This is a genomic window from Lentimicrobiaceae bacterium (assembly GCA_028697555.1).
Taxonomy (GTDB): Bacteria; Bacteroidota; Bacteroidia; order Bacteroidales; family UBA4417; genus UBA4417.
Window position 1 is genome coordinate 19,742 of record JAQVEX010000008.1, and the last position, 19,382, is coordinate 39,123.

Sequence of the window (19,382 nt, forward strand, 5' to 3'; positions counted from 1 at the left end):
ACAACAAAAATAAATTATGAGGAGAGTTGTAGTAACAGGTATTGGAATTTATTCAAGTATTGGAAAAAACATCGACGAAGTAACTCAGTCGTTGCGTGCCGGCAAATCGGGTATAGGCATTGACCCGCTTAGAACCGAATACGGTTACCAATCGCCTTTAACCGGCATATTGGAAGCTCCAAACTTGAAAGGTAAATTAGAAAGACGATTAAGGTCGGGCATGGCTGAAGAAACAGAATACGCTTACGTTGCCACGCAAGAAGCCTTAGATATGGCTAACATAGACCTTGATTTTTTGGAAAACAACGTTGTAGGTATTTTCTACGGAAACGATTCGTCGGCAAAAGCCGTTATAGAAGCCCACAATATTGCCGTTGAGAAAAAAGACACCATGCTTATGGGCTCTGGGGCAATATTCAAATCGATGAACTCGACGGTTACAATGAATTTGTCGGTAATATACAAAATAAAGGGCATAAACATGACTATAAGTGCTGCCTGCGCCAGCGGTTCGCATTCGGTAGGATTGGGTTTACTATTCATACAAAACGGTCTGCAAGACATTGTAATATGCGGCGGAGCTCAAGAAACCAACTTGTATTCAATGGGTAGTTTTGATGCTTTAGATGCTTTTTCAAAAAGAATAGATGAACCTACAAAAGCTTCACGCCCATTCGACCGCGACAGAGACGGACTTGTGCCAAGCGGCGGAGCTGCAACACTTATTTTGGAAGAATACGAACACGCTAAGAAAAGAGGTGCAAATATTCTTGCCGAAATCGTCAGCTACGGATTTTCATCAAATGGCGAACACATCTCGCAACCCAACAATGTAGGCTCGCTTATAGCTATGAAAATGGCTTTAGATAATGCTAAATTATCCCCAGCCGACATAGACTACATCAACGCACACGCAACATCTACTCCTTTGGGTGATAGAAACGAAGCTATGGCAATAAGCTCTCTGTTTGGCGAATATAAAACACCCGTGAGTTCGACAAAATCGATGACAGGACACGAGTGCTGGATGGCAGGTGCAAGCGAGATAGTATATTCAATACTAATGATGAAAAACAATTTCATTGCTCCGAATATTAATTTCGAAAACCCCGACGAAGAGTCAGAGAAAATTAACATAATTGGGTCAACAACCGAAGCTAAGTTAGACACTGTTCTTTCTAACTCTTTCGGCTTTGGTGGCACCAACAGCGCCATAGTTATAAAAAACTTATAAATCCGATTATTATTTAAATAAATAATTCAAAATTTATATCTTTGCAAATGTTAACATATTTAATATTATGACAAGAACAGAAATTGAAAATAAAGTCAATACTTTTTTAGTTGATGAAATTGAAGTCGAACCCCATCTTATAAAGCCCGAAGCTTTATTAAAAGAAGATTTAGGTATCGACAGCCTTGACTTTGTTGACATTGTAGTTATAGTTGAGCAAATTTTCGGATATAGAATAAAAGCGGAAGAAATGGCAGAGGTTCTTACTCTTAACCAGTTTTACGATTTTATAGAAAACGTCCTTAATTCAAAAGCATGATATCAAACGATACATGGCAGGGAAAAACTCAAATCAGCAAAATAAGTTACAATCTTTCCCTTTTTTTTATTAGAAATTTTGGTGTAATTCCCGGCTACGCAATAGGACTTGTGTTGGTTCCATTTTTTCTAATAATTCATCATAGAGAAACAAAAAACACATTCAGATATTTTAGAAGAAATCAGCAATTTGGCGTACTGAAATCCACATTTTCAGTAGTTAAAAATCATATACTTTTTGCTTTTGTAATTGCCGATAAGTTTGCCGTATTATCGGGCTACAAAAAAGGATTTAGCCTCAAAACGGTCGACCAACACATTTTTGATGATGTAGCCAACAATAAAAATAGCAGTGGATTGCTTGTACAATCGCATGTGGGAAATTCGGAAATTGTTGCTTTCTTTCTTAAATCCGAGAATAAAATTATTCACTCTCTTGTTTACGGATTTGAGGCAAAGCACATACAAAAACACAGAACGGAATTACTTGCAAAACAGAATACAAAGCTAATACCGGTTGTAGACCCCTATTCGCATTTTATATCAATTTATCAGGCTGTTGATAACCGCGACCTTATGGGCGTTTCGGGTGATAGAACCTACGAAGGCTCAACCAATATAGAATGCGAGTTTTTGAACAATAAAGCCTTGTTCCCATTAAACCCCTTTCAAATTGCCACCAAATTAAATCTCCCTGTAATTGTGCTTTTTACTATCAGAAAAGGATATAAAAAATATACTACATATATCTATAGAATTGAAGTCGATGGCGACAATCTACCTTTGAAAGAAAAATCGGTTCTGCTTCTGAAAGAATATGTAAAAACCCTCGAGACAGTTGTAAAAAAGTATCCCTTGCAGTGGTTTAATTATTACGATTTTTGGAATTACAGAAAACATTAATTTCACATTATGGCAATAAAACGAAGTAATAACTATAAATCGGCTCATCAGGCTCAGTTTGATGCCCAAAAAATAGCATTCGCTCCAATAATGTTTCAAGCTGCAAGATGTTTGGTAAAATTTGGCATATTGGAAGTGTTAAATAATAACGAAAATGGCATTTCATACAAAGACGTTGCAGACAAGTGTAATATATCCGAATATGCAGCCAAAGTATTGCTAGAAGCAGGATTACACATTGAAGTAGTTGAAGAAAAAAACGATTTGTTTTTCTTAACCAAAACCGGATGGTTTTTACTAACAGACGACCTAACAATAGCCAATATGAACTTTGTTCACGATGTAAATTACAATGGCTTTTACTATTTAGATGAAGCTCTGCTAAACGGAAAACCCAAAGGTTTAAAAGTTTTTGGTAAATGGGATACTATTTATCAAGCACTTTCGGAACTTCCCGAACAGGTCAGAAAAAGCTGGTTCGAGTTCGACCACTACTACTCCGACTTCTCATTTCCATTGGCTTTGCCTATAATTTTCTCCGATAATCCTAAAAAGATTTTAGACATTGGCGGAAATACCGGAAAATTTGCAATAGAATGTGCAACATTCAACCCCGATGTTAAGGTAACCATTTTAGACCTTCCGGGACAGCTGAAAGATGCGGAAAAAAATATAAAAAAGGCAGGATTTGAAAACAGAATAGATTTACAAGCTGCCAACATCCTGAATTTTGACAAAAAATATCCAAAAGGCTACGATGTTGTGTGGATGAGCCAATTTTTAGATTGTTTCTCGCAAGAGCAAATTGTAAAAATTTTATTGAACGTGAAAGAAACACTAAACCCCAACGGCAAAATATTCATAATGGAAACATTTTGGGATAACCAAAAAACGGTAGCCGGTTCGTATTGCCTAACAGCAACAAGTTTATACTTTACCTGCATGGCAAACGGCAACAGCCAGATGTACAAATTTGACGACATGGCAAAACTAATTGAAAAAGCCGGACTTAAAATCAACCGCACCCATGATAACATAGGCATAAGCCACACAATTGTTGAATGTACGATATGAATGATATAATTAATATAAATGTTGAAACACTTTTGCCGCAAAAGCGACCTTTTATCTTTATTGATAAGTTGGTTGAATGCAGTCAGGAATTTGCAAAAACTGTTTTCAACATTAAACCCGACAATGTTTTGGTAATCGACAATGTGCTTAGCGAAGCCGGATTGATGGAAAATATTGCCCAAACTTGCGCTGCTCGTATAGGGTACTTAAATATGAAGGGCGGTAAAGGAGTAAACGTAGGCGTTATTGGCAGTGTTAAAGATTTTGAAATAAAAATGCTTCCTGCTGCAAATCAAACAATAGAAACTTGTATCAAGGTTTTAAATGTTTTTGCCAGCATAACCATGATTGAAGCTATTGTTAAACTTAACGATGAAATTATCGCCACAGGCGAAATGAAAGTATCCGAACAATGAAAATACTATCGGCAACAAAAGAAATAGAAATCCGCTTTAGCGAAGTTGACTCTATGGGAATAGTGTGGCACGGAGCTTATGCAAAGTATTTTGAAGATGCTCGCGAAGCTTTTGGAAAAAAATACGGAATCGGATACTTAGACATTAAAAAAAATGGATACTACGCTCCTTTGGTAAATTTAGATTTTAGCTTCAAAAAACCTTTGACCTACGGCGACAAAGCTATAGTTGAAGCTATTTACGAACCTTGTGCAGCAGCGAAAATAAAGTACAAATACAATATTTTTGATTTGTCGCAAAAGATAGTAATCGCAACGGGAAGTAGCGTGCAAGTTTTCTTAAACGCCGACTACCAACTTGAGTGGAATACACCGGAATTTTTTCTGAAATGGAAACAAAAATATAATTTGTTGTAATGAGTTTTGTATATCAAATAGGTAACAATATTATATCGCCATTGGGTTTTTCAACCTACGAAAACTATAATGCCATCAAAGAAGGCAAAACTTCGCTTACCAAGTACGACAAATCGGCTCTGAACTTAACCGAAGATTTTTGTGCATCAATAATTGATAAAAATGAGTTGGAAGTTCAACTTAAAGCTGCTAATATCCAAAATATAGACAATACTTTCGACAAACTGATAATACTTTCTGCTCACAAAGCTGTACAGCAGGCAAACATAAATCCGTCTTCAAAAGATGTTTTGTTTATCCTATCAACAACCAAAGGAAATATCACAGCAATTGATAATACAAACAAGAATTGCACAGATACAAGTCAAGCGTATTTATGGAGAAGTGCAAACATATTGTGCAAACATTTCGAAAACAGCAATCAACCAATAGTAATCTCAAACGCTTGCATATCGGGAGTATCGGCAATTGTAATTGCTAAGCGACTTCTGATTGCAAAGAAATTCAAATACGTTATAATAGTTGGAGCCGACTTATCAAGTCGATTTATTGTTTCAGGATTTCAGTCGTTTAAAGCCCTATCAGATGAGCCTTGTAAACCTTTCGACAAAGACCGCAAAGGTCTTAATTCGGGTGAAGCTGCTACAACAATAATTCTAAGCATCACAGATAATAAAGATGAATTGAAAGATAAAATTATCATCGAAGGTGGCGCAATAACCAACGATGCAAACCATATTTCGGGTCCTTCCAGAACAGGCGAAGGTCTTGTGAAAGCTATAAACAAAATAAAGGAGTCGGTATCCAACTTCAACCCCGATTTCATAAATGCACACGGAACTGCGACTCCGTACAACGACGAAATGGAAGCCATTGCATTTGGCAGAACTGATTTAAACAGAGTTTACACTAATAGTTTAAAAGGTTACTTCGGACATACAATGGGAGCCGCAGGTGTTATTGAAACTGTTTTATGTGGCGAAGCCCTGATTGACAATACGCTTATCAAATGCTTGGGATTTGAAAATTTAGGCACAAGTGTAGACATTAACGTTATTGACAAAACCGTAAATCATAAATCGGGACTTAAGCAGTGTTTGAAAACTGCCTCAGGATTTGGCGGATGCAACGCTGCCGTGCTAATTTCTAAAATGATTTAACATGCAAGATAATACGATTAAATACTGCAAAATTTCATTGGAAGAAGTCAATTATTCCGATAAGGATTTTTATCGCAATAATGATAAGGCAGATATGATTACATTTGCAAAAAAAATTTATAAATCGTTGGAAATAGATTATCCGAAATTTTATAAAATGGACTTGCTTGCGAAATTAGGGTTTTTATCTACCGAAATACTTTTTCAAAAAGCTGAACTATCAGTTGAGGAAAAAGAAAATCTTGCATTGTTTATGCTAAGTTCGTACTCGTCGTTAAGCACCGATTGTAATTACCAAGCCACATTAGGCGATGATTTTTTTCCAAGTCCGGCAGTATTTGTATACACCTTGCCAAATATAGTTTTGGGCGAAATCTGCATACGACACAAAATCTACGGCGAAAACACTTGTATAATTTCAGAAAATAAAAACAACGAAAATTTTATAAATATCATTGACTCAACATATAGCACGTCGGATACAAACCATGCTATAGTCCTATTTGTTGACGAATTCAACGATATTAATTATGCAGAAGCATATCTGATAAACAGGAGCAACTACAAAAATCTGAAACAAATAATAAATTAAATTAGAGCATATAAATTTTTTAAATTTAAGTACATATGAAATCATTAATTGATACGCTAAAGGAAGAGATAATAGAAGTTTTAAATTTAGAAGAGATATCTCCCGAAGATATTGACGAAAAAGCCCCTTTGTTTGGCGCCGGCTTAGGCTTAGACTCTATTGATGCTCTCGAACTAATAGTACTAATGGAAAGAAACTACGGTATAAAACTAAAAGATGCCAATGAAGGTAGAGAGATTTTTTCTTCGGTAGAAACAATGGCGCAGTACATTGAAAAACATCGTACAAAATAAAATGAAAAACGAGCAAATAGTTGTTACCGGTATGGGTGTTGTTTCGGCTATTGGAAACAGTGTTGCCGAAATTTTGCATTCTATTAAAAATTCAACTTGTCCAATCGGCGAAATCAAACATTTGGATACTATAAATAAATATCCTGTCGCCGAAGTTGCCTTGTCGGATGCCGAAATGAAGCAAATGCTCAACCTGCCCGAAGATGCCGAACACACTCGAACTACGCTCATGGGGATTTTAGCTGTACAACAAGCTATAGAATCCTTAAGCGACGAAGAAAAAACGACAAAGCGTGTAGCATTTATAAACGGTACAACTGTTGGCGGTATGGAAAAAAGCGAAAAGCATTTCTTAGACTTTTTTGAAACCGACGAGTACGACAAGTATATCAAAGTCCACGACTGCGGTTCCAGCTCGGAAGCTATTGCCGACTACTTCGGATGTTTCAGTCACGTATCAACTATATCAACAGCTTGCTCGTCGGGAGCGAACTCCGTAATAATGGGTTGCCGACTTATAGAAAACGACCTTGTTGATATTGCCATTGTCGGCGGAAGTGAATGTTTGACGAAGTTTCACATAAACGGTTTTAGCACGCTTTTAATTTTAGATAATGAAATTTGTAGCCCGTTTGATAAAAACAGAGCCGGCTTAAATCTTGGCGAAGGTGCAGCATATATAGTTTTACAAAAAGCATCTGACGTAAAACCTCAAGATAAAGGCAAAATTTTGTGCAAAGTAAGCGGCTATTCCAACACCTGCGATGCTTACCACCAGACTGCTTCTTCGCCCGAAGGCGAAGGTGCATACTTGGCTATGCAAAATGCCTTGATAAACTCAAATCTGAAACCTCAAGACATTGACTACATTAGCGCACACGGCACCGGAACACCAAACAACGACTTGTCGGAAGGCATTTCCATACAAAGAATTTTTGGCGATAATATTCCGCCTGTCAGCTCCACAAAATCGCTTACAGGACACACTACCAGCGCCTCGGGTGCAATTGAAGCAATTATCAGCATTTTAGCTCTCAACGAAGGTTTTATTCCGCCCAACTACAACTTCAAGGAAAAAATGCCGGAACTTAATTTTGCTCCGCAAAAAGAAATTGAAAGCCGCAAACTAAAAAACGTACTCTCTAACTCCTTCGGGTTTGGCGGCAACAATACCAGTATAATATTTTCGCTGTACAACTAATTTTTATGAAACGAACTCCAATATACATTAATGGCATAGGTTTAATATCTATTCAGAAACCGTTGTCGGATGATGTAATATATAATCCCGAAGATTTTAGCAGCAACTACGTTAAGTGTCAAGAACCTGATTACAAGCAGTACATAAATGCCGGTACTGCACGCAGGATGAGTCCCATTATAAAACGAAGCATTGTAACTTCAAAAACTGCTTTAAAAAATGCAAACATTGATATTCCTGACGCTATAATTTCGGGTACAGGTTTGGGATGCGCTACGGATACCGAAAAGTTTTTGACCTCAATGGTAGAGAACAATGAAGAGTTCCTTTCTCCAACGGCTTTCATTCACTCAACTCACAACACACTAAGCAGTCAGGTTGCAATTGATATTAATTGCAAGAACTACAACAATACTTTTATGCAAAAAGGTGTATCGTTCGAGCATGCCCTATTAGATGCCGTTTGTATGATAAGAAACAACGAAATAAACAATGCTTTGGTTATGGGCAATGACGAGTTTAACGAAAAGTTTCATAAATTGTACGATAATCTTAAATTTTGGAAAACAAATGTCGAAAGCACATTAAACATAGCCAAACAGAATGATAGCTACGGTTCATTTGCAGGCGAAGGCAGTTCGGCTTTGGTAGTTACCAACCGGTTTAACGAAAAATCATATGCTAAAATAACCGACCTTAAGGTAACGTATAATTGCAAAGGTATTGACATAGATTTTGTTGAGAATTTTTTGGCTGAAAACAACCTTAACTTCAGCAACATCGATTTAATACTTACAGGTATTGACGGAGATAAAGAAAACGACTTGATTTACAGCAATTTATTTAATAACAGTGAAATCTCCAACAAAATTGGGTTGTATAGGAATTTGAGCGGTTATTATTACACGTCGAGCGGATTTGGGTTTGGTGCAGCTACCATCTGTCTGAAAAACGGACTCATTCCAAAACATCTTACACTTAACGGTAAAGAAATAAAAAATCCGGAAAATATACTTTTCTATAATCATTCAGATAATAAGCAACACGCACTTTCAATTATTTCAAAATGTACAGACTAATAGGTTTATCATTAATACAATCGACTTTTTTGGTCGCAGCTCAAGTGTTTTTGAAATTTGCGATGCAAAGAATGGGAAAATTCTCGTTTACGATAGAATTTTTCAAGCAATTACTTGTAAATTGGCAACTTCTGTTCTCAGGAATTTCAATAGTAATAGCAACATTGCTTTGGATGTACATATTAAAACACTTCGATTTTAGCATGGCTTATCCGCTAATCAGCATGAGTTACGTTATAGGTGCAATAGCTGCTGTCGTCATTTTTCATGAAACAATACCCATTAATCGTTGGATTGGACTCGGCTTGATAATTTTAGGCGTAATATTTGTAGTACAGAAGTAAAATTCTAAATCATGAGAGTTAAAACTAATTTTTACGTCCTTACTTTGCTCGTTTTGTTCAGTATTTTTAATTCAAATCTGAACGCTCAAAACTACACAAAGCTTAATGATGCCGATGCCATTGCTTGTAAAAATCAAATAAAAAAATCCGCTGAAAGCGTAAATACCATACAATGCAATTTTGTTCAGGAAAAAGAAATGTCGTTTTTAGATTCAAAACTGATTTCTAAAGGAAAAATGTATTTGAAAAAAGATAGAAAACTGCTTTGGCAATACACCACTCCTTACGAGTTTTCTTTTGTTATCAACGAAAATAATATTGCAATGGTAAACAAGGATCAAAAAAATTCTTTTGATTCAAATTCCAATTCGTTTTTTAAAAATTTAAGTTCTATTGTTGTTGGCAGCTTCAATGGCGAACTGTTGGACAATAAAAAAGATTTTGACATCACTTATTTTAAACATAACAATAATTACAAAGTTGAAATCGTCCCTAAAAACAAAGTTTTAGGCGATATGATTAGCAAAATCTCGCTGCATTTTAACAGTAAAGATTGGAGCGTTGATTCTATACTTTTGCACGACAAACAAGGAGATGTTACAAATATCGCTTTTTCTGAAAAGATATTTAACAAAAATATTGATAACCGCGTTTTTGATATCAACAAATAACGTAGTTTCACAATCAGTTTACACACAAAAACCCTTCGAGCCGTACTACATTCTACAATTAGAAGATGTAGGCACGTACTTATTTTCGTTTTCTATAGAATATGGCAACAACGGTTTGTCGGGAATTATGTTGGCTAAATTCGACGGAAACAAAATAATGGCTTCGATAGTAAACGAGTTTGGAATTAAAATTATTGATTTTTCGGTATCCGACGGCAATGTTGAAATAGACTACGCTGCCGACAAACTTAATAATCGCTTTGTGAAAAAAATAATTGAAAGCGACCTGGGATTTTTGTTTTCAAAATTTCCGCCAAACACAAACAAGAAGTATAATTACGAATTACAGTTTAATCCCAACGGCTCGTATAAAATAAGCAAACTATTAAAACACAAGACGGTACAGTGCTTTGAATGCAACAAAGACCGAAATTACACCGTAATAAATCTCAGAAACAATATATCTTACAAACTTACTTTTTTACAATTTGATGAGTAATACCGAACTTAAAAACTATTTTTACAAAATAACCGACAGCAAAAAGTCAGATGACGGATTCGCTTATACGATTAAACTTAACAGCAATCATTGGGTTTTTGAAGTCCATTTCGCAGGTAATCCCATAACTCCAGGTGCACTTTTGTTGCAAATTACCAAAGAATTGATAAGTACCGAACTTGGGAAACAAATTAGCATAAACAAAACGCAAAATATAAGGTTTTTAAATGCTATAAATCCTATTGAAAACCCGATTGTGGAGTTTGTGTTTACAAAAGACGAAGCAAATAAGTTGAATATCGTTATCAAACACGATGACACAATGTTTGCAAGAATTAAACTAACTTACTCAGTGCATGACTAACAATAATAGCAAAGTTGAAGATATTAAAGAGCTTGGTGTTTTGGTTGTAATACCAACCTACAACAATGAAAAAACTTTGTCGAAAATTATTGAAGATGTTTTAATGTACACGCCGGATGTTTTGGTTGTAAACGACGGCTCGACCGACAGCACTGCCGAAATACTTGACAAATTCGGCGACAAAATAAATACCATAAGCTACAACAAAAACAGGGGCAAAGGTTACGCTCTGAAACAGAGTTTTAAATACGCCGAACAAAACAATTACAACTACGTAATAAGTATTGATTCTGACGGTCAACACTTTGCAGAAGATATACCTGTTTTTGTAAACAAAATTGCTGAAAAACCCAACTCAATGATAGTTGGCAGTAGGAGTTTTGTGCAAGAACACATGAAAGCAGGTAGTAGCTTTGCCAACAAATTTTCAAACTTCTGGTTTACAGTACAGACAAGCAAAAAACTCCCTGACACACAGTCGGGGTATAGGTTATACCCTATTAAGCATATCAGAAAAACGAATATACTTACAAACAGATACGAAACGGAACTTGAAATATTAGTCCGATTAGCTTGGAAAAACGTAAGTATTATTCCCGTCAATATCAACGTATATTATCCACCGAAATCCGAGAAAATATCGCATTTCCGACCCTTCACCGATTTTTTCAGAATAAGTGTGCTAAACACTTTTTTGTGCATCGTTGCGATAATATACGGTTATCCCTCCATTTTGTTTCATTGTTTAAAAAATCGTTTTACAAATGAGTAAAATAGTTCAAGCTATATACGATTTTTTTAACAAAAACCGCCTTTTGGCAATGGCAATCCTCGTATTATCGATTGTTGCGGGTGTGTTTTTTGCCTTGAGATTAAATTTTAGCGAAGATATATCGGAGTTTTTGCCAAGTAGCGACAAGCAGACAGATTTTCTCATAAAGCAGCAAGGACTTGAAAATAAGTCAATTGTGATGCTAAGTCCGAAAGACACGAATTCCGTTGATATAGACCTGCTTTGCGAAGCTGCGGAAGTTTTTGTTCAGTATCTCGATTCTGTTGATGCTACGCTAAACGCCAAAGATGATATAATGTATAAAATTGATACCGACAAAATGATGGAAGTATCCGATTTTATCGTTGAGCATCTACCCTACTACCTCACAACAGAAGATTATGCAACAATTGATTCGGCTATAAAGCCAGAAAATATTGAAAAAACTTTAGAAAGCAACAAGCAATTGCTTGGTAGTTTTGCCGGTATAGTTTTAAAAAATCAAATTCTGAACGATCCTTTACATTTTTCAGTCCCGATTTTAAAGCGACTTAACAGTTTTAGCGTTGGCGAAAACTACAAATTGCATAATCAGTACATATTTACAGCCGACTACAAAAACCTCTTCATTTTTATAACTTCGCAGACCAGCAGTAGCGAAACTGCAAACAATAAGAAACTTGTAAAAAACATTGAAAACTCCTTAGATTACACCGAAAAACATTTCAAAAACAGGTTGTCAACAAGCTATTTCGGAGCTTCGGCGGTAGCTGTTAGTAACGCTCAGCAAATTAAAAAAGATAGCGCAATTTCAATAACAATAGCCGTTGTAATAATCTCTATATTGCTTTTGAGTTTTTACAGAAGAATCAAGATAATTGCTTTAATATTTGTTCCTGTTTTTTACGGCGGATTGTTGTCACTCGCCACATTATCAATAATAAAAGATTCTATTTCGGCAATATCAATAGGTGCAGGCTCGATAATATTGGGAATTGCAATAAACTACGCACTGCACTACATGACTCAGCACAGAAACGGTGCCTCGCCACGACAAATTCTGGGCAACATAAGCTCGCCACTTATTATTGGCAGTTTTACGACAGTCGGTGCATTTTTGAGTCTTCTATTTATCTCCGCCGAACCCATGAAAGATTTCGGCATATTTGCTGCCGCCGCCCTTATTGGAGCTCTTATTTTTGTAGTCATTTTTCTACCTCATATCCTAACTAAAACAATAGAAAAAAAATCTGACGAAAACTACCGATTGATAAACAAAATAGCCGAATACCGATTTGATAAGAAAAAGGCTTTACTGATAATATTGCTTATTGTTACTCCTGTTCTGTTTCATTTTTCAAAACAAATAAAATTTGAAACCGACATGAACAAAATAAATTACATGTCGGAAAAGCAAAAGCAAGCTTTTAAAACAATTAGCAAAAACTCTTCTTTGGGCAAAAACACAATTTTCTGCGTATCGCAAGCATCTACAGTTGATTCGGCTATTATGCAATACGAAAAAATTCTGCCTAATTTAAAGCAAATGCTTGCCGATGAAGAAATAACTGAAATAAACGGAATTGGCAATTTTATTCCTTCGCAACAAGCTCAAAAAGAAAAACTTAAACAATGGGAAGATTTTTGGAAAGATAGAAAAGACGATTTGAATAAAAATTTAATGACAATAGGCAAAAAATTAGGTTACAAACAATCTGCCTTCGATGGAATTAACAATCTCATCAGCAAGAGCTACTCAATATTGCCTTTCGATGAATTTTCGGTAATCAACAACAACTTAGCAAGCAACTACATTCATAAATCATCAGAACAGTACTCGGTTGTAACAGTATTGCACACACCGCCGGACAAAAGCAATGAAGTAATTAGCCAAATTAACAAAAGCGAAAATGTATTTGCTGTGGACAATAGCAGCGTTGTAAAAAGCATGGTAGGCAACCTTAGCAAAGACTTTGACACGGTTTTGTATATCTGCGGTTTTATTGTGTTTGCGTTCCTGACAATATCGTTCGGGCGTTTTGAATTGAGCTTAATTGCCTTTATTCCAATGCTGATAAGCTGGGTATGGATATTAGGAATTATGGCTTTGTTTAATATCAATTTTAATATTGTAAACATAATACTAGCCACGTTTATCTTCGGTTTGGGCGATGATTACACAATTTTTATGCTTGACGGAATGATAACGGGTTACGCAAGAAAAGACAAGTTGCTGAACACGTACAAAACATCTGTAATACTATCGGCAGTAACTATGTTTGTTGGTATCGGCTCGCTGATTATTGCAAAACATCCTGCTATGTTTTCGCTTGCACAGGTTACCATGGTAGGTATGTTTTCGGTTGTGATGATGACCTTCATTCTAACACCTTTCTTCTACGACCTGATTACAAAAAAGAAAAGCGGAAATCGCCTGACTCCCATTACTTTCAAAAATCTGTTTACCACTTCGTACAGCTTTGTGTTCTTTGTTTTTGCAAGTCTTTTCATCACTCTATACGGATACGTGTTGTTAGGATTATTTGGCAAAACCGATAAAAACAAACTCAGATTTCACGTTTTACTCCAAAAAACCTGCAAATTAGTCGCTAAGATTATACCTTGGGTATCGTACAAAGTTACAAATCACTCGGCGGAAGATTTTGAAAAACCAGCAATAATAATAAGCAATCATCAGTCGCACTTAGATTTGATGTACATTATGATGCTGTCTCCAAAAATTATTATTCTGACTAACAAATGGGTTTGGAATTCGCCGTTTTACGGCAAACTCATAAAATTTGCCGATTACCTGCCTATTTACGATGGTATTGAAAATCACGTTGAAGATATTGAAAAACTTGTTGCCAAGGGCTACAGCATTATGGTTTTTCCCGAAGGGACACGCTCCGAAGACGGCACTATCAGTCGTTTTAAAAAAGGGGCTTTTTATTTGGCAAATAAACTCAACTTGGATATTGTTCCTATTGTCATGCACGGCGTTGGTAATGCACTTCAAAAGTCTGAATTAATTCTGAACAAAAGCTCTGTAAGTATCAATATTTACGATAGAATTAATAGTCAGTCGGAATTGTGGGACGATAATTACTCCGAAATGAGTAAAGCCGTCAGAAGATGGTACAGAAAAGAGTACGAAAGCATTTCAAACGAAGCCGAAACTCCAAGCTATTTCAAGCATAAAATCATTTCCAATTACATATACAAAGGTTCATATCTTGATTACAAAACCAAGCGTACGCTGAATAAATACAGTTGTTTTACCGATATTATTAATCTTATTCCCAACGAAGGTAAAGTTTTGGAACTTAACTGCGGTTACGGCACGTTTAGCTTACTCAACAGCTTGGTAAAAAAGCAAATAACTCACGTTGGCGTGGATAATGATGTGAACAAAATTAATTTGGCTAAAAACTGCATTTCAGTACCCGAGAATTTGGAATACCAATGTAAAAATTACGATGAAATTAATTTTTCCGATTACGACTTTGTTGTCAGCATCAATCCTGATACAGAGTTGGCAGAATATATAATCGAAAATTGCGATATTCCTTTTGTTATTCAAACCGACTATGGAACGGATATTCAAGCCAATAACAAAGACATCTGGCAAATGACAGTCGATGATAAAATAACTTTTACAACCAATATTAAATCGGAAGAATGGCAATGAAAAAACACGATGTAATAATTATTGGGAGTGGCTTGGGCGGACTTATGTGTGCTTTTTTGTTGAGCAAATTCGGCTACAATGTTTTGGTTTTGGAAAAAAACAATCAAATCGGCGGTTGCTTGCAAACATTCAAACGCAAGGGTATTACTTTCGACACAGGAATGCACTACATAGGAAGTCTGAAAGAAGGACAAATTATGAATACATTTTTCAAGTACTTCAATCTGACCGACAATGTTAAGTTACAAGAGCTTAATCCATCGGCTTACGATACAATTAGCATCAACGGCACAGACTTCGATTTTCCTGTAGGTTACGATAATTTGAAAGAAAATTTGCTAAACTCTTTCGGTTCCGAAAAAAAAGCCATCGACACATACATAAAGGATATAAAGCAAATTGCAAATTCTTCGCCTTTTGTAAACCTGAAAAAGCTCGATGGATACGAGTTTACCAACAATCCTTACAACAACATCAGCGTTTCTGAATATATCAGCAAAATAACTTCAAACCCCAATTTGCAAAATGTTTTGGCAGGCAATCTGTTTTTGTACGGCGGAGAAAAAAATATTACACCATTGTATATTCACGCTCAAATCAGAAATTTTTACACGCAAGGAGCGTACAGAATTGTTGGCGGAAGTGACAGCATTGCCAAAAGTTTAGAATCGTCAATTTTGAAAAATGGCGGTAAAATTCTTGCCAATTGCGAAGTTACGGAAATTAAATGCGATAGCTCCAAAGCCGAATACGTTGTTACAAAAGGCAACGAAAAATTCTACGCCGATCATTTTATATCTGATATTCATCCTCAAACTTTGTTAAAACTAATTGATACTCCATTGCTACGCAAAGCGTACAGAAACAGAATTAACAAAATAAACAACACGGTTTCTAATTTTGGCATATACATTAAGTTTAAAGACGATGCCAAACTTGCGTACAAAAACACGAACTTGTACAGATTTGCATGCGACAGCGTTTGGGACTATATTCCTGATGATAATTTCACCACACCAAAAAGCTATCTGCTTATGCATCAAGCTGAAAGCATAAATCAAAAATATGCCAAAAGTGCGGTAATCCTAACTCCTATGAAATTTGAATCGGTGGAAAAATGGGAAAACTCATTTACAGGAAAAAGAGATAAATCTTACTACGATTTTAAACAAGAATGCGCCGAAAAAGTTTTTTCTCTCGTCAGTCAATTTGACAACGAAATTATAAACGCAATAGACTACTACGAAACCTCATCGCCGCTTACATACCGCGATTATACTTATACCGCAATGGGTTCAACTTACGGAATTATGCACAACGCCGACAACATAGCCGAAAGCTATATTCCACACAAAACAAAAATACCCAATCTGCTACTTACCGGACAAAACATCAATACTCACGGTATGTTGGGCGTTACCATAGGTTCAATCATAACATGTAGTTCGCTTATAGACTACAACACGCTAATAAAAGACATTACAAATTCTACAAATCATACAAATGAAATTTAAACTCATATACCCTAAGTGGAAAAAACTAACGGGGCAAACTACTTTCAATCTGCCGCCTCACGGTCCTGTAGTTATGGCAGCATCGCTCCCCGACTATGTTTCGGTATCATTTACCGACGAAAATATTGAAGAAATCGACTTTGACGAAGAATGCGATTTTGTCGGCATCTCGATGATGCTTAGCACACAAGCTAACAGGGGCTGGCAAATAGCAAAGGAATTTAGAGCAAGAGGAAAAAAAGTGATTTTCGGAGGAATTGCAACAATGCTTCATGCCGAAGAAACAATGCAGTACGCCGATTCGGTTTTCCTTGGCGAAAGCGAAACTCGCATGGAAGAAGTTTTTAACGATTTCAGAAACAACAAGCTCAAAAAACTGTACAATTATATCAATCAGTTTCCTCCTATAGAATGTGTGGGACCTGCCCGCAGAGACTTGCTTAAAAAGGAATATTACAATCATAAAGGCGTGCAAATGGTCGATTTGTTCCACGCCTCCAGAGGTTGCCGATTTAATTGCTATCCCTGCGCTGTCGGCTACTTAGGCGGAAGACAATTTAGAGCCAGACCAATAGATAAAGCTATTGAAGAATTGGAAACTATTGAAAACAATCGCTTGTTCATAGTCGATAACTCGCTTGCTCAAAATACCGAGTGGGAAAAAGAGCTATTCAGAAATATGATACCGCTCAAAAAGAAATGGATTAGCCACACCATAGAAGACAAGCCAGAAGTGTTAGACCTTGCAGCACAAGCCGGTGCTTGGTACGTGTATCAGGCTGTATTCGACACATCCGATTATATAAAAGAGCGTATCAAACGCTACCACGACTACGGAATAGGCGTCGAAGGCACTATCTTGCTCGGGCTAGACAACCAAACCGAAGATGATATAAAACGTTTAATCGACTTCTTACTTGAAATAGACTTGGATTTAGCCGAATTTACAGTTCTATCGCCATTCCCACACACCAAAGCATACAACGACCTTAAGAGAGAAAATCGCATCTTCGACACCAATTGGGATAATTACAATGCCGAAAAGGTGGTTTATTATCCTAAGCACATGTCGCCCGAAAGACTCAGCGAGCTGTATCATTACGCTTGGGAAAGATTTTATGAAGATGAAAGCCAGGAACAAAAAATGTTTAAACTGTTTACCAAAGTAATGATGAGAGAAATGGAAGACGGCACTTACAAGCCCAGAAATAGGAAACTAGTCAACAAAAGTTTTGGTAAAAAAGTAAAACGCAACATAAATTAAAAAAATGAAAGTATCGCATCAATATATAGACGAAATTTTTGAATTTGAAGGTCAATGGGGAATACCTTCTCGTTGCGGAATTACTATTACCGAAAAAGACGACAAGTACTACGTTGTAGTTACCGAGTTGTACGACGAGAACAAAGGCACTCCTATAGCGAATGTCAGTGCTTCGTTGGCTCAACAAATCTGCAACAAATACGAAATACCTTTGGAAAATCTTGTTTATTTTGAAAGGAATCCCGAGACCAATTCAAAATTGTCGTTTTACGGAGAAGAAGTCTTTAAAGTAGATTTTGATATCTTTGAAAATAAACTTGCAAATCCTAGGTATTCAAAAATTGATCCCGAAGAACTAAATAAAATTATTGATTAGTGGTTGGTGGTTAGTGGTTGGTGATGAGTGATGAGTGATGAGTGATGAGTGATGAGTGATGAGTGATGGGTGATGGGTGGCTGGTGGCTGGTGATTGGTGGTGAGTGATGAGTGATGAGTGGTAGAAAGTCCAAAGTTATGAGTCAAGAGTTGTTCCCAAATTTTCGGGACAAAACTCGAAACTCAGAACTCAGAACTCAGAACTCGAAACTAACCCGTACCACGCACCACGCACCACGCAACCCGCAACCCGCACCACGCAACCCGAAACCCGCACCCTTTATCGAACATTAATAATTATCTATTTCAAATCTTATATTATCTTTATCCTTTTATAACTTTTGAATATGAATCTGTCAATTATATTAATAAGCATTTTATCGTTAGTTTTAAACGTTAAGCCTCCAGGTGAAACTGTAAAGTTGTGGAACGACAACGACGACATAAAAGGAAAAACAAAGCTTTATGTTAGTTATCCTACAGCCGATAAACATAACGGTTCGGCTATAATAATTTGTCCCGGAGGCAGCTATCATCACTTAGGCTTGAAACACGAAGGTCATCAAGTTGCCGAATGGTTCAACGAACTTGGCTTTACAACATTTGTGTTGCGTTATCGCGTTGGCTTTTATGGTTGGAGTCATCCGGCAATGATACAAGATGCACAAAAAGCAATTCTGTGGGTAAGAAACAATGCCGAATATTATAAAATATCTCCCGAAAAAGTCGGAATTATAGGATTTTCGGCAGGTGGTCATTTAGCAGCATCAACAGCTATTTTAAGCGACTCAAATTTTATAAACCATGCAAGCCAAAAAGACAATATACTCAAACCCGATTTTGCCGTGCTGATGTATCCGGTTATTTCTCTTACCGACAGCATTGGACACAAAAGGTCTGCCAGAAACTTGTTAGGAAAAAACTACACTCATAAAACTAAAGAAATGCTTTCGCTTGAATTTAACAATTCCCAAAGCACCTCACCTATTCTTATTATTCATGCTATAGACGACGAAGTTGTAAACTATAAAAATAGTGTGTATTTTTACAAAAATATTGAAAACAAAAACTCTGCAAATAAACTAATTTTGTACCAAGACGGTGGACACGGCTTCGGCGCAAAAAATCGTCCAATTGTGGAAAAATGGAAACAAGACTGCCTTAATTGGCTTATTGATAATAATTTATATTAAACAGCACC

Annotated in this window: 21 protein-coding genes; all 21 read left to right on the forward strand. The window is 36.4% G+C overall.

The annotated features are described in order from the left end of the window. Positions 1-16: 16 nt before the first annotated feature. On the forward strand, positions 17-1,234 hold the full coding sequence (locus PHP31_02085; GenBank protein MDD3738069.1) for a beta-ketoacyl-[acyl-carrier-protein] synthase family protein: 1,218 nt from the start codon (positions 17-19) through the stop codon (positions 1,232-1,234). Positions 1,235-1,301: 67 nt separating this feature from the next. Continuing rightward, entirely contained in the window at positions 1,302-1,553 is a 252-nt protein-coding gene (locus tag PHP31_02090; protein ID MDD3738070.1) for a phosphopantetheine-binding protein, read from the forward strand. Continuing rightward, positions 1,550-2,455, forward strand: a complete 906-nt coding sequence (locus PHP31_02095; protein ID MDD3738071.1) for a hypothetical protein — start codon at positions 1,550-1,552, stop codon at positions 2,453-2,455. Before PHP31_02090 ends, PHP31_02095 begins: the two co-directional genes overlap by 4 nt. Before the next feature lie 9 nt (positions 2,456-2,464). Next, positions 2,465-3,529 (forward strand): methyltransferase, encoded by a 1,065-nt coding sequence (locus PHP31_02100; GenBank protein MDD3738072.1) that lies wholly within the window; start codon positions 2,465-2,467, stop codon positions 3,527-3,529. Further along, positions 3,526-3,945 carry a pseudouridylate synthase gene (locus tag PHP31_02105; GenBank protein MDD3738073.1) on the forward strand — a complete coding sequence of 140 codons (420 nt, stop codon included), beginning with the start codon at positions 3,526-3,528 and terminating at the stop codon, positions 3,943-3,945. Before PHP31_02100 ends, PHP31_02105 begins: the two co-directional genes overlap by 4 nt. Further along, positions 3,942-4,361, forward strand: coding sequence for an acyl-CoA thioesterase (locus PHP31_02110; protein MDD3738074.1), 420 nt, complete (start codon positions 3,942-3,944; stop codon positions 4,359-4,361). Before PHP31_02105 ends, PHP31_02110 begins: the two co-directional genes overlap by 4 nt. Continuing rightward, the gene (locus tag PHP31_02115; protein MDD3738075.1) at positions 4,361-5,521 is read left to right on the forward strand and encodes a beta-ketoacyl synthase N-terminal-like domain-containing protein; all 1,161 of its coding nucleotides are present in this window, start codon (positions 4,361-4,363) and stop codon (positions 5,519-5,521) included. Before PHP31_02110 ends, PHP31_02115 begins: the two co-directional genes overlap by 1 nt. Position 5,522: 1 nt before the next feature. Next, positions 5,523-6,113, forward strand: coding sequence for a hypothetical protein (locus PHP31_02120; protein ID MDD3738076.1), 591 nt, complete (start codon positions 5,523-5,525; stop codon positions 6,111-6,113). Between the two features lie 35 nt (positions 6,114-6,148). After that, positions 6,149-6,406: a phosphopantetheine-binding protein gene (locus PHP31_02125; protein MDD3738077.1), complete on the forward strand. Its 258-nt coding sequence runs from the start codon at positions 6,149-6,151 to the stop codon at positions 6,404-6,406. Position 6,407: 1 nt separating this feature from the next. Next, positions 6,408-7,607 carry a beta-ketoacyl-[acyl-carrier-protein] synthase family protein gene (locus PHP31_02130; GenBank protein ID MDD3738078.1) on the forward strand — a complete coding sequence of 400 codons (1,200 nt, stop codon included), beginning with the start codon at positions 6,408-6,410 and terminating at the stop codon, positions 7,605-7,607. Positions 7,608-7,612: 5 nt separating this feature from the next. Further along, on the forward strand, positions 7,613-8,686 hold the full coding sequence (locus PHP31_02135) for a beta-ketoacyl synthase chain length factor (GenBank protein ID MDD3738079.1): 1,074 nt from the start codon (positions 7,613-7,615) through the stop codon (positions 8,684-8,686). Further along, entirely contained in the window at positions 8,674-9,030 is a 357-nt protein-coding gene (locus PHP31_02140) for an EamA family transporter (GenBank protein ID MDD3738080.1), read from the forward strand. Before PHP31_02135 ends, PHP31_02140 begins: the two co-directional genes overlap by 13 nt. A gap of 11 nt (positions 9,031-9,041) precedes the next feature. Then, the gene (locus PHP31_02145) at positions 9,042-9,701 is read left to right on the forward strand and encodes an outer membrane lipoprotein carrier protein LolA (GenBank protein MDD3738081.1); all 660 of its coding nucleotides are present in this window, start codon (positions 9,042-9,044) and stop codon (positions 9,699-9,701) included. Further along, complete coding sequence (locus PHP31_02150) at positions 9,685-10,200, forward strand: hypothetical protein (protein ID MDD3738082.1); 516 nt, start codon at positions 9,685-9,687, stop codon at positions 10,198-10,200. Before PHP31_02145 ends, PHP31_02150 begins: the two co-directional genes overlap by 17 nt. Further along, the gene (locus PHP31_02155; GenBank protein ID MDD3738083.1) at positions 10,193-10,564 is read left to right on the forward strand and encodes a hypothetical protein; all 372 of its coding nucleotides are present in this window, start codon (positions 10,193-10,195) and stop codon (positions 10,562-10,564) included. The genes PHP31_02150 and PHP31_02155 overlap by 8 nt, the downstream gene beginning before the upstream one ends. Then, positions 10,557-11,336 carry a glycosyltransferase family 2 protein gene (locus tag PHP31_02160; protein MDD3738084.1) on the forward strand — a complete coding sequence of 260 codons (780 nt, stop codon included), beginning with the start codon at positions 10,557-10,559 and terminating at the stop codon, positions 11,334-11,336. Before PHP31_02155 ends, PHP31_02160 begins: the two co-directional genes overlap by 8 nt. Beyond that, the gene (locus tag PHP31_02165; GenBank protein MDD3738085.1) at positions 11,329-15,027 is read left to right on the forward strand and encodes a 1-acyl-sn-glycerol-3-phosphate acyltransferase; all 3,699 of its coding nucleotides are present in this window, start codon (positions 11,329-11,331) and stop codon (positions 15,025-15,027) included. The genes PHP31_02160 and PHP31_02165 overlap by 8 nt, the downstream gene beginning before the upstream one ends. Beyond that, entirely contained in the window at positions 15,024-16,541 is a 1,518-nt protein-coding gene (locus tag PHP31_02170) for an NAD(P)/FAD-dependent oxidoreductase (GenBank protein MDD3738086.1), read from the forward strand. Before PHP31_02165 ends, PHP31_02170 begins: the two co-directional genes overlap by 4 nt. Beyond that, positions 16,531-17,805 carry a radical SAM protein gene (locus PHP31_02175; protein ID MDD3738087.1) on the forward strand — a complete coding sequence of 425 codons (1,275 nt, stop codon included), beginning with the start codon at positions 16,531-16,533 and terminating at the stop codon, positions 17,803-17,805. Before PHP31_02170 ends, PHP31_02175 begins: the two co-directional genes overlap by 11 nt. A 4-nt stretch (positions 17,806-17,809) precedes the next feature. Continuing rightward, positions 17,810-18,181, forward strand: a complete 372-nt coding sequence (locus PHP31_02180) for a hypothetical protein (protein MDD3738088.1) — start codon at positions 17,810-17,812, stop codon at positions 18,179-18,181. Between the two features lie 347 nt (positions 18,182-18,528). Then, the gene (locus PHP31_02185; protein MDD3738089.1) at positions 18,529-19,374 is read left to right on the forward strand and encodes an alpha/beta hydrolase; all 846 of its coding nucleotides are present in this window, start codon (positions 18,529-18,531) and stop codon (positions 19,372-19,374) included. The last annotated feature ends 8 nt before the right edge of the window (positions 19,375-19,382 follow it).